This window comes from Streptomyces sp. NBC_00569 (assembly GCF_036345255.1).
Classification (GTDB): Bacteria; Actinomycetota; Actinomycetes; order Streptomycetales; family Streptomycetaceae; genus Streptomyces.
The window spans coordinates 5,576,129-5,589,348 of sequence record NZ_CP107783.1; the positions used below are offsets into that span (position 1 = coordinate 5,576,129).

General features: G+C 71.2%; 12 protein-coding genes. 6 read left to right on the top strand and 6 right to left on the bottom strand.

What is annotated here, in order from left to right:
• Nucleotides 1-210 precede the first annotated feature (210 nt).
• Complete coding sequence (locus OHO83_RS25190; RefSeq protein ID WP_266671805.1) at nt 211-765, top strand: GlcG/HbpS family heme-binding protein; 555 nt, start codon at nt 211-213, stop codon at nt 763-765.
• A 214-nt stretch (nt 766-979) separates the two neighbouring features.
• Complete coding sequence (locus OHO83_RS25195) at nt 980-2,362, top strand: M1 family metallopeptidase (protein WP_266671803.1); 1,383 nt, start codon at nt 980-982, stop codon at nt 2,360-2,362.
• A 37-nt stretch (nt 2,363-2,399) separates the two neighbouring features.
• Here OHO83_RS25195 and OHO83_RS25200 read toward each other — a convergent pair whose 3' ends face one another.
• Nucleotides 2,400-3,956 (bottom strand): M4 family metallopeptidase, encoded by a 1,557-nt coding sequence (locus OHO83_RS25200; RefSeq protein ID WP_266676450.1) that lies wholly within the window; start codon nt 3,954-3,956, stop codon nt 2,400-2,402.
• 609 nt (nt 3,957-4,565) lie between these two features.
• Here OHO83_RS25200 and OHO83_RS25205 point away from each other — a divergent pair.
• Nucleotides 4,566-5,150, top strand: coding sequence for a DUF262 domain-containing protein (locus OHO83_RS25205; RefSeq protein WP_330279787.1), 585 nt, complete (start codon nt 4,566-4,568; stop codon nt 5,148-5,150).
• On the opposite strand, the gene OHO83_RS25210 is transcribed toward OHO83_RS25205, so the two are convergent.
• A complete protein-coding gene (locus OHO83_RS25210; RefSeq protein WP_100595698.1) occupies nt 5,099-5,674 on the bottom strand; it encodes a TerD family protein in 576 nt (191 codons plus the stop codon). The two genes, OHO83_RS25205 and OHO83_RS25210, sit on opposite strands and share 52 nt — an antisense overlap.
• Nucleotides 5,675-5,854: 180 nt before the next feature.
• Here OHO83_RS25210 and arfB point away from each other — a divergent pair, with 180 nt between their 5' ends.
• Nucleotides 5,855-6,292: an alternative ribosome rescue aminoacyl-tRNA hydrolase ArfB gene (gene arfB, locus OHO83_RS25215; RefSeq protein ID WP_266671799.1), complete on the top strand. Its 438-nt coding sequence runs from the start codon at nt 5,855-5,857 to the stop codon at nt 6,290-6,292.
• Between the two features lie 29 nt (nt 6,293-6,321).
• On the opposite strand, the gene OHO83_RS25220 is transcribed toward arfB, so the two are convergent.
• Nucleotides 6,322-6,840: a flavin reductase family protein gene (locus tag OHO83_RS25220; RefSeq protein ID WP_266676448.1), complete on the bottom strand. Its 519-nt coding sequence runs from the start codon at nt 6,838-6,840 to the stop codon at nt 6,322-6,324.
• 464 nt (nt 6,841-7,304) lie between these two features.
• On the opposite strand from OHO83_RS25220, the gene cdgB reads away from it, so the two are divergent.
• Both cdgB and OHO83_RS25230 read left to right on the top strand, forming a co-directional pair.
• A complete protein-coding gene (gene cdgB / locus OHO83_RS25225; protein ID WP_266671797.1) occupies nt 7,305-9,017 on the top strand; it encodes a diguanylate cyclase CdgB in 1,713 nt (570 codons plus the stop codon).
• Nucleotides 9,018-9,115: 98 nt separating this feature from the next.
• A complete protein-coding gene (locus tag OHO83_RS25230; RefSeq protein WP_266671795.1) occupies nt 9,116-10,069 on the top strand; it encodes a carbohydrate-binding protein in 954 nt (317 codons plus the stop codon).
• Nucleotides 10,070-10,106: 37 nt separating this feature from the next.
• Here the strand turns inward: OHO83_RS25230 and OHO83_RS25235 are convergent, their stop codons facing one another.
• The 3 genes from OHO83_RS25235 to OHO83_RS25245 form a co-directional block, all read right to left on the bottom strand.
• Complete coding sequence (locus tag OHO83_RS25235) at nt 10,107-11,039, bottom strand: 1-phosphofructokinase family hexose kinase (RefSeq protein ID WP_266671794.1); 933 nt, start codon at nt 11,037-11,039, stop codon at nt 10,107-10,109.
• 84 nt (nt 11,040-11,123) lie between these two features.
• Complete coding sequence (gene nagA, locus OHO83_RS25240) at nt 11,124-12,269, bottom strand: N-acetylglucosamine-6-phosphate deacetylase (RefSeq protein ID WP_266671792.1); 1,146 nt, start codon at nt 12,267-12,269, stop codon at nt 11,124-11,126.
• Nucleotides 12,269-13,216: an ROK family protein gene (locus OHO83_RS25245; protein WP_266671790.1), complete on the bottom strand. Its 948-nt coding sequence runs from the start codon at nt 13,214-13,216 to the stop codon at nt 12,269-12,271. The genes nagA and OHO83_RS25245 overlap by 1 nt, the downstream gene beginning before the upstream one ends.
• Nucleotides 13,217-13,220 lie beyond the last annotated feature (4 nt).

The window sequence follows — 13,220 nt, forward strand, 5'->3', positions numbered from 1 at the left end:
CGCGCTGCTGAACTGGTCAAACACCCCCATTGTGGCCTGTGCGGGCGGTACGCGGGTCAACCGATCGGCTGACCCGGACGTCAGCCGAGCCGCGCTCCGGTCGCAGCCGGTACGTCGACGGTGCGGCCCGGTTTCCGGCCCGAGGATCGATACAGGAGCGACTCACCGACCGCCTCTGACCGACCCGACCGCCTCCAAGGAGCACCCGTCATGAAGAAGATCTCGAAGCGCGCCCGTGTCCTGACCGGTGGCGCCGTCCTCGCCGCCGTCGTCGCCGGTACCTTCGGCGCGGTCTCGGCCAGCGCCTCCGCCCCGGCCGCCGCGCCCGCCGCCGTGACCGCGGACGCCCCGGCCAAGAACCTCACCCGGTCCACGCACCTGACCACGGCCGCCGCCACGAAGGCCGCGCAGGCCGCCCTCGACGCCGCGAAGAAGGAGAACCAGCGCGTCTCCGTCGCCGTCGTCGACCGCAACGGCAACACGATCGTCACCCTGCGCGGCGACGGCGCCGGCCCGCAGTCGTACGAGTCCGCCGTGAAGAAGGCGTACACCGCGGTGTCCTGGAACGCGCCGACGTCCGAGCTCGCCAAGCGCCTCGAGCAGGCCCCGAACCTGAAGGACATCCCGGGCACCCTGTTCCTCGCGGGCGGCGCGCCCGTCGCGGCGGACGGCGCCCCGGTCGCGGGCATCGGCGTCGCGGGTGCGCCCTCGGGCGACCTGGACGAGAAGTTCGCGCAGGCCGGTGTCGCCGCGCTGAACCGCTAGTCGCACACCACCCACCGCCGTGGAGGCGCCCGCCGTCCGGCAGGCGCCTCCACGGCGTTCGCCCTGCGTCGGGTGCGCCCTCGGGCGACCTGGACGAGAAGTTCGCGCAGGCCGGTGTCGCCGCGCTGAACCGCTAGTCGCACACCCCCCACCGACGTGGAGGCGCCCGCCGTCCGGCAGGCGCCTCCACGGCGTTCGCCCCTACGATCATTCAGTGCCCCACAGCCCACGGTCCGCCTCCGCCCTCCTCGCCCTCGTCCTGGCTCTCGGCGCCTGTTCCGCCGCCGGTGGGCATGGCACGCCGGGTGCCGCGGGGGTGCGGGACCCGTACTTTCCGAAGCTGGGCAACGGCGGTTACGACGCCACGCACTACACGCTCACCCTCGACGCCGACCAGAACCGGCTGTCGGGCACCGCCGACATCACGGCGAAGGCCACCCAGGACCTCAGCGCGTTCAACCTCGACCTCAAGGGCCTGACCGTCGCGGGCGTCACCGTCGACGGGAAGAAGGCCACGTTCGAGCGGGCCGGGCACGAGCTGACGATCCGTCCGGCCGAGGCGCTGCGGAAGGGCTCCGAGTTCCGCACGGTCGTGCGGTACTCGGGGAAGCCCGTGACCATCACCGACCCGGACGGTTCCGCGGAGGGCTGGCTCCCCACGGATGACGGGGCCCTCGCGCTCGGCGAGCCCACCGGGTCCATGGCCTGGTTCCCCGGGAACAACCACCCCTCCGACAAGGCGACGTACGACATCCACGTCACCGTCCCCAAGGGCCTGAAGGCCGTGTCCAACGGGGAGTTGACGAAGGAGCGGACGGCCGGCGGGCGGACGGCGTTCGACTGGCACGTCCCGCAGCCCATGGCCAGTTACCTGGCGATGCTGGCGATCGGGAAGTTCGAGACCAAGGCCTACAGGACGCCCGACGGGCTGCCCGTGTACACCGCCGTGGACCCGGTCGAGGCGGCCGCGAGCGCCAAGGTCCTGGCCAGGCTCCCGGACGTCATGGCCTGGGAGTCGAAGACCTTCGGTCCCTACCCCTTCTCCTCCACCGGCGCCGTCGTCGACCGGGAGAACGACGCCGGGTACGCGCTGGAGACCCAGAACCGGCCCGTCTTCCCCGGCACTCCCCCTCTGTCCACGCTCGTCCACGAGATGGCCCACGAGTGGTACGGGGACTCCGTCACGCCGAAGTCCTGGCGGGACATGTGGCTCAACGAGGGCTTCGCGACCTACGCCGAATGGCTCTGGCAGGAGCAGCACGGCGGCGACAGCGCGCAGGACACGTTCGACCGCTACTACGCGAAGGGCGGCGGGAACGCGATCTGGTCCTTCCCGCCCGCCAAGCCGCCCGGGCCCGCGAACATCTCGGGCCCGCCCGTCTACGAGCGCGGCGCGATGGTGCTGCACAAGATTCGCGAGACGGTCGGGGACGCCAAGTTCTTCGAGCTGCTCAAGAGCTGGCCCGCCGCGCACCGTTACGGCAACGCGGACACGGCCGACTTCACCGCGTACGTGGAGAAGCAGAACCCGGGCAAGGATCTGGGGCCGGTCTGGGACGACTGGCTGTACGGAAACGGAAAGCCGGACCACCCGTAGTCCCGGATGGCCCGGCCGGACTTCCCTGCGGTGAGGGCTACTTCACGTTCACCGCGGTCCAGGTCGCCGCGACGGCCTGCTGCTCGGCGCTGTTCGCGCCGTACAGGTCGCTCGCCGCCTGAAGCGTGGCGGTGCGGGCGGCCGCGTAGTTCGTCGTCGACGTCATGTACGTGGAGAGGGCCTTGTACCAGATCTGCTCGGCCTTGGCCCGGCCGATGCCGGTGAGCGTGGAGTTGTCGGAGGTCGGGGAGTTGTACGAGACCCCGTTGATGGTCTTCGCGCCGCTGCCCTCGCTCAGGAGGTAGAAGAAGTGGTTGGCGACGCCCGACGAGTAGTGCACGTCGAGGCGGCCGACCGTCTTGGACCAGTAGTCGGCGGAGCCGCCGTCCTTGCTGGGCTTGTCCATGTAACGCAGCGGGGTGCCGTTGCCGTTGATGTTGATCTTCTCGCCGATGAGGTAGTCGCCGACGTCGCTGCTGTTGTTCGCGAAGAACTCCACCGACGTGCCGAAGATGTCGGACGTCGCCTCGTTCAGGCCGCCCGACTCACGGCTGTAGTTGAGGCCCGCGGTGGACGCGGTCAGGCCATGGCTCATCTCGTGGCCGGCCACGTCGAGCGCCGTGAGCGGGTGCTGGTTGCTCTGCCCGTCGCCGTACGTCATGCAGAAGCAGGCGTCCGACCAGAAGGCGTTGACGTAGGCGTTGCCGTAGTGGACACGGGAGTACGCGGCCTTGCCGTCGCCCGCGATGCCGTTCCGGTTGAACGCGCTCTTGTAGTAGTCCCACGTCTCGGCCGCGCCGTACGCGGCGTCGACCGCGGCGGTCTGCCGGTTCGTCACCGTCCCGTCGCCCCACTGGTCGTCGGCGTCATGGAAGAGCGTGCCCGTGCCGGACGTCCCGCCGTTCAGGTCGTACGTCTTGTGGCCGCCGCGCCCGCCGTCGGTGAGGTCGAACCCGCCGCCGGCCGCTGCGGTGCTGCCGACCGTGACGGTGCCGCTGTACTCGCTGGTGCCCGTGCCGTTCTCGATGCCCTCGTACGCGTACAGCTTCTTGCCGGTGGCGGCGTCGGTGACGACGTGCAGCTCGCTCGGCGTCCCGTCGGCCTGAGTGCCGGTCACGACCGTCTCGTACGCGAGGACCGGCGTGCCGGAGGCGGCCCAGACGACCTTGCGGACGTTCTTCGCGGCGGCGCTCTTGGCGTCCGAGACGGCGAGGGCCGACTTCTTGGCGGCGGTGGGGGCCAGGGAGGCGTCCGTCGACGCCACGGATATCGCGCCCTTGTGCGCCTTGGAGACGCCCTTGAGATCGCCGTTCTTCGCGGTGTGCGTGACGAGGTCGCCGCCGAGCACGGGCAGACCGTCGTAGGTGCGCTCGTAGCGGGTGTGGGTCGTGCCGTTCGCGTCCTTGACGACGTCGCGGACGATGAGCTTTTCCCCGCTGCCGAGCCCGAGTTGGCGGGCGGCGGCCGGGGCGTCGGCCTGTGCGTCCTTGAGGGCCGTGGCCCGCTGGGAGGCGCTGAGCGGAACGGCGGTGGCACCGGCGGTGCGGTCGGCGGCGGTCGCCGCGGTGCCGCTCTGCAGAGCCAGGACGACCATCGCGGCCGAGGCCGCGAGAGCGGTGGCTCGTGCGGCGGTCCTGCGGCCGGTGGTACGGGGAGCGGGGGAGCGGTGTGTCACTCGGACTCCTTCTGTGTCCAACGACCCCTTGGGTGGTGACCCGTCGGGGGTGGGGGGCGCGGGGAGAGAGTGGCACCGGCTCCATGTCGTTTGACAGGTAGCCGTCAAAACTTTGCTGGTTCGTGTCCGAATGCGGGTGGTGGTTGTCCGTTATCCGCCGCTTGGCAGAGAAGTGCCGGGATGCGGGGAAGGCGAGGAGCGAGAGGATCGGCGCGCACGCGGAAGGGCCCCGGCCGGATGTCCTCCGGCCAGAGCCCTTCAACTGCCGTGCTGCGGAAGCCGGACGGTCACGCCCGCGCGCCGAGAGGTTCGAGGATCCCGGGGCGAGTGTGGGGAACCGGGCGTCGGCACCCCCTACATCGGATCCCGGCGGGCCGCGACTGTCAGTGTGCTCCCCAGATCGAATGAGCGTGCTGTCGTGCCGGTCGGCGGGGGACGGCCGGTAACTCAACGGAGGGTGATCGAGGGCGAGTTCACTGCATCAGGGGACGCGGGCAGGCAATGGATCGAGCCCCGGAGCGGACGATCGTGGCGGTGTCCCGGCTCGCACACCGGGTGCTGGACGGTGACATCGTGCTCCCGGAATACCGGCGAGGCTTCGTCTGGTCGGTACAGCAGGCGCTTCACCTGCTCGACCCGGTACACCGCAACTACCCCATCGGCGGCCTGTCGCTGTGGCAGTCGACCGAGCGGCTCGCCGGCGAGAGCAAGGTGGCGAACCTGGACGTCCAGCCGCCGCGTGAGGGCTATCCAGTGGACTGCATCATCGATGGCCGGCAGCGGCTCGCCGGCATCATCGGCGCACTTCACGGTGGAAGCGGCAGGTGGAACACGGGATACGACCTGGAAGCCGATGTCTTCCTGGAGCTTGCGGAGGAGCAGCCTCCCGCGCACATCGTCCCCATGAAGTCGATCAGTTCCCCGGATCTGCTCTTCAGTCAGGTGGCAGCCTTGCGGGCTGACCAGGAAACCGGGACCGGGACGCGACGAAGGTCCCGGCCGCACGCGCGAACCGCGGTGCGGCCGGGACCTTCATCGGACCTCGACTCCCTCTACGGGACTCAGACGTTCACGCCGAAGTCCTGCGCGATGCCGACGAGGCCCGACGCGTAACCCTGGCCCACCGCGCGGAACTTCCACTCCGCGCCGTTGCGGTACAGCTCGCCGAAGACCATGGCGGTCTCGGTGGCGGCGTCCTCGGAGAGGTCGTAGCGGGCGATCTCGGTGCCGCCGGCCTGGTTGACGATGCGGATGAACGCGTTGCGCACCTGGCCGAAGTTCTGCGAGCGGTTCTCCGCGTCGTAGATCGAGACCGGGAAGACGATCTTGTCGATGTCGGCCGGGAGGCCCGCCAGGTTGACGTTGATCTGCTCGTCGTCGCCCTCGCCCTGGCCCGTGACGTTGTCACCGGTGTGGACGATGGTCTGGTCCGGTGTCGCCTTGTTGTTGAAGAAGACGAAGTGGCCGTCCGAGTAGACCTTGCCCTGCGGGTTCACCGCGATGGCGGAGGCGTCGAGGTCGAAGTCGGTGCCGGTGGTGGTGCGGACGTCCCAGCCGAGGCCCACGGTGACGGCGGTCAGGCCCGGAGCCTCCTTGGTGAGCGAGACGTTGCCACCCTTGGACAGGCTTACAGCCATTGTTGGGAGTCCTTCCCTCGTTAGCGATGCGTGCGCTTCGTAGACGAAGCTACTCGTACCCCTATGAACGCCAAGGGGGGATCCAGGGTTCCAGGTGTCTTTACTTTCTTTACCCGCTTTCCCCGATATGGGTGCGGCGCCGGGAAAAGGGGGTGACGCGGCGCGCGTTCAGGCGCGACCATGGAACCCATGTCCGGTCCTTACATCATCCGCGGCTCGGTGGTCCTTCCGGAGGCCGAGCTCCTCTGGCGATTCTCCCGGTCGTCCGGGCCGGGCGGCCAGCACGTGAACACCAGCGACTCCCAGGTCGAGCTCCGCTTCGACCTCGCCGGGACGGAGGCGCTGCCCGAGGTGTGGAAGGCGCGGGCCCTGGAGCGGCTCGCCTCCCGCCTCGTCGACGGCGTCATCTCCGTACGGTCCTCGGAGCACCGCTCCCAGTGGCGCAACCGCGAGACCGCCGCCGTGCGCCTCACGTCCCTCCTCGCCGAGGCCACCGCCCCGCCGCCCAAGCCGCGCCGCGCGACCCGCATCCCCCGGGGGATCAACGAGCGCCGCCTGCGCAACAAGAAGGCGCGGTCGGACACGAAGCGGGGCCGGTCGGGGCAGGGCTGGGACTGAGCGGTCCCACGGGGGTCCGGGCGGGGGCCTCACCCCAACTGCCGGTACTTCCCCTTGAAGTAGGCCAGCGGTCCGCCGTCGGCGCTGGGCAGCGCGGCCGTGAGCACCCGGCCGATCACCAGCGTGTGGTCCCCGGCCGTCACCCGCTGCTCCGTGCGGCACTCCAGCGTCGCGAGCGCGCCGCCCACCAGGGGCGCGCCCGACACCTCGCCGCGTACGTAAGGGATGTCCTCGAAGAGCAGACGGTCACTGATGCGGCCCTTCATCGCGAAGCGGCCCGCGATGTGGCGCTGGCTCTCGGAGAGCACGGACACCGCCCACAGGGGCTGCTCGTCGAGCAGGTCGTCCATGCGGGAGCCGTTGCGCAGGCTGACGAGGACGAGTGGCGGGTCGAGGGAGACCGACAGGAACGCCGTCGCCGTCATGCCGACGTCCTCGCCCAGGGGAGCCGACGGGTCGTCCGGGTCGAGCGGCATCTCGCGCGCGGTCACCAGGACCACGCCCGCGGCCAGTCGGGACATGGCGGCGCGGAACTCGTCGTTGCTCACCCCCTCAGCATGCCCGGCCGAGGAGGGCGCGGGGACGAAAGCGGCCGTGGGGGTTGTGGGGTTCGTGGGGGTCGTGCGGGTGGTGGGGGAGAGCGGGGGATTCTTCAGCGGCGGGGGAGTCTTCAGCACGGTCCCGACGCTAGCTTCGGTGCCGTGCCCGCCACATCGGGCCATGGGCCGAGGACGGTCCTAGGACCTGTGGTGGGTTTCGTCCGGATGTGGCGGTTTTCGGGCGGTGTTCTCCGTTCAGGAAGTGCAGGGGGCGCGCGCCGGAGCACCCCTCAACCCTTCATCTTCTCTTGTGACTTGAGTCACAGGAGCCATATTTTGTTGACCCTGTGTACCGGGTGCACAGCTCGCTGTGATTCAGTGGCGGAGACACTGCAAGAAGAGCGTGCACACGCACGTGCGGAATCGGCGATCAGAATTCTGGAGTGCTGTCGAGGTCTCGGGGAGAGCTGAGCATGGAGACCGAGTCGGAGCCGTACGTCCGTCTTGCGACCCTGCGGCAGCTTCACCAGGTGATGGCGGACATGAACACCGCCCGCAGCCTGGCCGACACCCTGCAGACGGTCTCCGACGGAGTCGTGAACGGCCTCGGATACGAGCTGGCCTGCGTCAATCTCGTACGCCCCGACGGTGACCTCGTCGTCGCCGCCTTCTCCGGCGACTCCTCCGCCGAAGCCCTCATCACCGGCCGGGTCGGCTCCCGCGCCTCCTGGGACCGCCGCCTGTCGATGGGCGAGGCCTGGGGCGACCTGCGGTTCATTCCGCACACCGAGGGCTGGGTCCTCGACGAGGACGACGTACCGCAGTGGTTCACCGACGGGCCGCCGCCCCGCTTCGAGGACGAGTGGCACCCCGCGGACCGCCTCTTCGCCCCGATGTACGCCACCGGTGGCTCCGGCGGCGAACTCCTCGGCGTGATCTCCGCCGACCGCCCGCGCAACGGCAGGCGCCCCGGCGCCTGGGGCCGCGAGGCCCTGCAGATGTACGCCTTCCAGGCCGCCATCGCCATCAGCAACGCACGGCTGCGCGCCAACATGCAGCGCGCCCTGGTCCGGCTCGAACGCGAGCAGCAGGCCCTGCGCGCCAGCGAGGAGTCCTTCCGCCAGGCCTTCGAGTACGCCCCCAGCGGCATGGCCATCGCCGAGATGGGCGGCGACCAGCACGGACGGCTCCTGCGCACGAACGACGCCCTGTGCCGGCTGCTCAGCCGCCCGGCGTCCGCCATGCGCCGCTACTCCTTCTCCGACCTCGTCCACCCCGAGGACATCGGCACGCTGCTGCGCACCTCCGCCGAGGGCGGCCGCGCCGAGCTGCGCCTCGGACGGCGCGACGGCACCTATGTCTGGGTGTCCCTGCGGAACTCGGTGGTGGCCGACGCCGCCGACGGCCCGCGCTTCCTGCTCACCCACGTCGAGGACATCGAGGAGCGCAAACGCCGCGAGCTGCACCTCGCGCACCGCGCGTCCCACGACTCCCTCACCGGCCTGCCGAACTCGGCGGAGCTGCGCTCCCGCCTCTCGGCCCGCCTGTGCCGCCGCCCCCAGCTGCCCGAGCCGAGCGCCGTGGACTCCCTGGACGCGGCGTACGGGGACCGCTCCGGCAGCTCGTACGACACGAACGGGCACGGATTCGACTTCGCGGGGGCCGCCGCTGCCGCCGCGGCCGGACAGCAGAACGGCGGGTCCGGGCCCTCCGGCGGGATCTACGACGACTATGGCTTCGATCACCACGTCCACATCGTCGCGCCCGAGGGGGAGACCGACGACGGCACGAAGGGCCTGGCGGTCCTCTTCTGCGACCTGGACGGCTTCAAGTCGATCAACGACCGGTTCGGGCACCACACCGGCGACGCCGTTCTGATCGAGGTCGCACGGCGTCTGACCAGCGGAGTCCGTGACGGGGACACCGTCGCGAGGCTCGGCGGCGACGAGTTCGTCGTGCTCGCCGACGGGCTCGGCCGGGCCGACGCACAGGACCTCGCCGTCCGTCTGCGGAACGCGATCATTCCGCCCATCCGGGTCGACGGAAGGGCGGTCCGTGTGGGCGCAAGTTTCGGCATCGGCTGGGCGCACTGCGGGATGACGGCCGACGAGGTGTTGAAATCCGCTGACCAGCGGATGTACATCGAGAAACGGTCGCGTGCCAAGCAGCACCGACGGGCCGGATGATCTCGTTCCGCGGGTATCGGTGAGGTCAACGCCACCCCTTCGGACCACTCCCAGCGGGTACGCTCGCCGGGTAAGCGATACGTAGGGAGTGATCAGGGATGGCGCCCGCTGACAACGGCGCGAGCACGCCCGAGGACGACGATCCGTTCGGCTATCTGTACGCCGACGGACAGGCGGCCGGGGCGACACCGCCCAGCGGGGGCGGCGGCTACGGCTATCCGGGTCCCCGGTCCTACCACCAGGTCAGGCCGGTCGGTGAGCGGCAGTACGGGCAGCAGCCGACCGCCGCGTACGGTCAGGCGCCCCAGCAGCAGCCCCAGGCCTACGGTCAGCCGAACGCGCACTACTCGGCCCCCGAGACGCTGCCCGGCGGTGCGCCGACCACGGTGACGCCCACGCAGCACGGCGGCGGTGGCGGCCGGGGACGGGGGCCCAACACCAAGGGCCTGCTGATCGGCGCGCTCGCCGTCGTGGCGGCCGTGGTCATCGGCATCGGTGTCGCGGTCCTCGGCGGCGACTCGAACGACGACGCGAAGGGCGGCGACGCGGGCGGTCAGCCGTCCGGCGGCTCCCAGTCGGTCGAGCCGAGCCAGACCGCGTCCAAGAGGGCCGACAAGCCGGTCGACCTCCCGAAGACGGACGCCAAGGCGCTGAAGCTCGAGGGCGGCACCGCCACCGCGTCGGACGTCCAGGGCGCCAAGGCCGACGGCGGCACCTATGTGGCCGGCTTCAACCAGGTGGGCGCCAGGCTCACCTGGACGGTCAACGGCATCCCGAAGGACGGCGCGTACAGCCTGCGCGTCAACTACGGCGTGCCGGGCAAGAACGCCGACGCGACCATCACGGTCAACGGCAAGGTGCAGACCCGCCCGCTCAACATGGAGAACTTCTCCCGCGCCAAGGAAGGCGACTGGGAGAAGGGGTGGACCAACACCTGGTCCGTCGTCCAGCTCAGCAAGGGCACGAACGCGATCACGATCTCGTGCGAGCAGGGCAACCAGTGCGACGCCAACTTCGACCAGATGTGGCTGGTCAAGGGCAGCAAGGGCTGACCGACAGAGGCTTGCCGGCAGCGGCCTGGGGCGTGCCCTAGGCCGCTGTCGTCGTCTGTTGCGTCACCGCGACCCGGCCGAGCAGTTCCTCGTAGGCCGCGCGGTCGAACTCCCCGGCCACCGGGGCCAGCACCGTCGCCGCGGACAGGGCCACCGCGCGGGCCAGGCGGTCCGGCCACGGCAGGTCCTCCACGCAGCCCGAGAGCAGGCCGGCGACCGCCGAGTCGCCGGCGCCCGTCGGGTTGCCCTTCACGCGGTCCGGGGCGGGGGCGCGCCAGCTGCCGTCCGGGGTGACCGCGAGGAGGCCCTCGGGGCCCAGTGAGGCGACCACGGAGTGCGCGCCGCGGCGGCGGGCGTCACGGGTGGCGCGCAGCGGCTCGTGGGAGCCGGTGAGCTCGGCGAGCTCGTCGGAGTTCGGCTTGATGATGTCGGGGCGGGCCGCGAGGCCCCGGCGCAGCGGTTCCCCGGACGAGTCGAGCAGTACGGGCACGGACGCGGCGCGGGCCGCGCGGACCAGCTGGGCGTACGCGCCGACGGGGACGCCCGGCGGGAGGCTGCCGCACAGGGCCACCGCGGACGCGGACGTGAGGAGCTCCTCGTAGGCCTCGGTGAACGCGGACCACTCGGTGGGGGCGACGAGCGGGCCCGGCTCGTTGAGCTGGGTCGTGTCGCCGGTCGTGGCGTCGACGACCGCGATGGTGCGGCGGGTGGCGCCCGAGACCGGGACGAGCGCGTCCCGGATGCCGGGGGATTCCACGAGCTGTTCCCTGAGGGCTCGGCCCGTGCCGCCGCCGGCGAAGCCGGTGACGGTCACGTCGTGGCCGAGCGCGGCGAGCACGCGCGCGACGTTGAGGCCCTTGCCGCCGGGGCGTTCGGTGACCTTGGTGACGCGGTGCGACGCGTGCGGGTGCAGCGCCGGCACGTCGTAGGTGATGTCGAGCGCGGCGTTCAGTGTGACCGTGAGGATCACGAGACCCCAGCCCACCCCTCAGTTCGGAACTACCTTCAGTAACGCGGCCTGATCATGCCAAAGACCGGGCGGTAGGCCCAGACCTCACGTGAGCCGGGGTTCCACGATCCACCGGCCCTTGCGCATCACGCCCTTGACCTCGAAGTCCTCGTCGAGGACCACGAGGTCGGCGTCCTTGCCGGGCTCCAGCGAGCCCACCCTGTCGTCCACGCCGAGGAGGCGGGCCGGGTTGGCGGAGATCGCGCGGACGATGTCCTCGACGGGCAGCTTGTCGATGGTGGCGGCGCGCTTGAACGCGCGGTCCAGCGTGAGCGTCGAGCCGGCGATGGAATTGCCCTCGACGAGCCGCGCGACGCTGTCCTTCACCTCGACCTCCAGGGTGCCGAGCATGTAGCGGCCGTCGCCGAAGCCCGCGGCGTCCATGGCGTCGGTGATGAACGCGACGCGCCCGCTGCCCACATGACGGAACGCCAGCTCCAGGGCGGCCGGGTGCAGATGCGTGCCGTCGTTGATGAGTTCGACGGTGATCCGCTCGTCCTCCAGGAGCGCCGCGATGGGGCCCGGGGCGCGGTGGCCGATGGCCGGCATGGCGTTGTAGAGGTGCGTGGCGACGGTGGCGCCCGCGTCGATCGCCTCGACGGTCTGCTCGTACGTGGCGTCGGTGTGGCCGATCGCGGCGATCACGCCGTGCTCGGCGAGGAGGCGTACGGAGTCGATGCCGCCGGGGAGTTCGGGGGCGAGGGTGACCATCTTGGCCTGGCCGCGCGACGCGTCGAGCAGCTTGCGGACCTCGGCCGGGTCGGGGTCGCGCAGGAGCGTTTCGTCATGGGCGCCCTTGCGGCACGGGGAGATGAACGGGCCCTCGAAGTGGATGCCCGCGATCTCGCCCTGCTCGGCCAGTTCGGACAGCAGGCCCGCGCGCTGGGTGAGGAAGTCCGTCTCGCCGGTGACGAAGGACGCGACGACCGTCGTGGTGCCGTGCAGGCGGTGCGTGCGGACGCCCTTGAGGATGTCGTCGATCGATCCCGAGGTGAAGGAGGCCCCGCCGCCGCCGTGGTTGTGCATGTCGACGAAGCCGGGCACGACCCAGTGGCCGGTGAGATCGGTGGAGGGGGCGCCGGCCGGCGCGCTGCCGGCGATCCTCGCGCCGTCCACGATCACGCGTCCGTTCTCGACGACGCCGGCCGGCAGGACGACGCGGGCGCCGGAGAGAACATTCAGAGCGGCCATCAGGCGACTACCTCCGTGGAATCGGTGGACCGGGCGAGCAGGTCCCAGGCGAGCAGGCCCGCGCCCAGGCAGCCGGCGGTGTCCCCGAGGGCCGCCGGGACGATCGTGGGCAGCTTCTGGAACGTCACGCGTTCCTCGACGGCGGCCCGCAGTGGTGTGAACAAGGTTTCCCCCGCCTCGGCCAGACCGCCACCGATGATCAGGGTGCGCGGGTCCAGCAGAGTGAGCGCCGTGACGAGCCCGTCGGCGAGCGCCTCCACGGCCTCCCGCCAGACCTGCCGCGCCCGGGGGTCACCGGACTCGACGGCCTTGGCGCAGTCCGCGGCGTCCGCCTCCGGATCGCCGGTGGCCTCGGCCCAGGCGAGCGAGACCGCCGAGGCGGACGCGTAGCGCTCCAGGCAGCCGCGCTGGCCGCAGCTGCAGTCCGTGCCGCCGGGGCGTACGACGATGTGGCCGATCTCGCCGGCCGAGCCGTGCGCGCCGGGTTCGATGCGGCCGGCGATGCCGATGGCGCCGGCGATGCCCGTGCCGAGCGGCACGAACAGGAAGCGGTCGGCGCCCTTGCCCGCGCCGAGCCGTCCCTCGCCGAGGCCGCCGGTGCGCACGTCGTGGCCGAGGGCGACGGGGATGCCGTCGAGCCGATCGCTCAGCAGTCTGCGCATCGGCACGTCGCGCCAGCCGAGGTTCGACGCGTACAGGGCGATGCCGTGCTCGTCGTCGACGATGCCCGGCACCGCGACGCCGGCCGCGGAGGCCGGCTCCCCGAGGTGTTCCTCGCCGTACGCCCGCAGGTCGGCGGCGAAGCCGAGTATCGTCTCGACGACCGCGTCGGGCCCACGCTCGCGGCCGGTGGCGCGCCGCGTCTGGTGGAGCAGGGTGCCGTCGGCCCCGACCAGCGCGGCCTTCATTCCGGTGCCGCCCACATCGAGGGCGATGACATGTCTCACGGGG

Bases quoted from the DNA above. Each gene is read 5' to 3' on its own strand.
- arfB (WP_266671799.1), top strand. From the start codon at position 5,855: ATGGAACCCATGTCCGGTCCTTACATCATCCGCGGCTCGGTGGTCCTT.
- OHO83_RS25200 (WP_266676450.1), bottom strand. From the start codon at position 3,956: ATGGTCGTCCTGGCTCTGCAGAGCGGCACCGCGGCGACCGCCGCCGAC.
- nagA (WP_266671792.1), bottom strand. From the start codon at position 12,269: ATGGCCGCTCTGAATGTTCTCTCCGGCGCCCGCGTCGTCCTGCCGGCC.
- cdgB (WP_266671797.1), top strand. From the start codon at position 7,305: ATGGAGACCGAGTCGGAGCCGTACGTCCGTCTTGCGACCCTGCGGCAG.
- OHO83_RS25190 (WP_266671805.1), top strand. From the start codon at position 211: ATGAAGAAGATCTCGAAGCGCGCCCGTGTCCTGACCGGTGGCGCCGTC.
- OHO83_RS25210 (WP_100595698.1), bottom strand. From the start codon at position 5,674: ATGGCTGTAAGCCTGTCCAAGGGTGGCAACGTCTCGCTCACCAAGGAG.
- OHO83_RS25230 (WP_266671795.1), top strand. From the start codon at position 9,116: ATGGCGCCCGCTGACAACGGCGCGAGCACGCCCGAGGACGACGATCCG.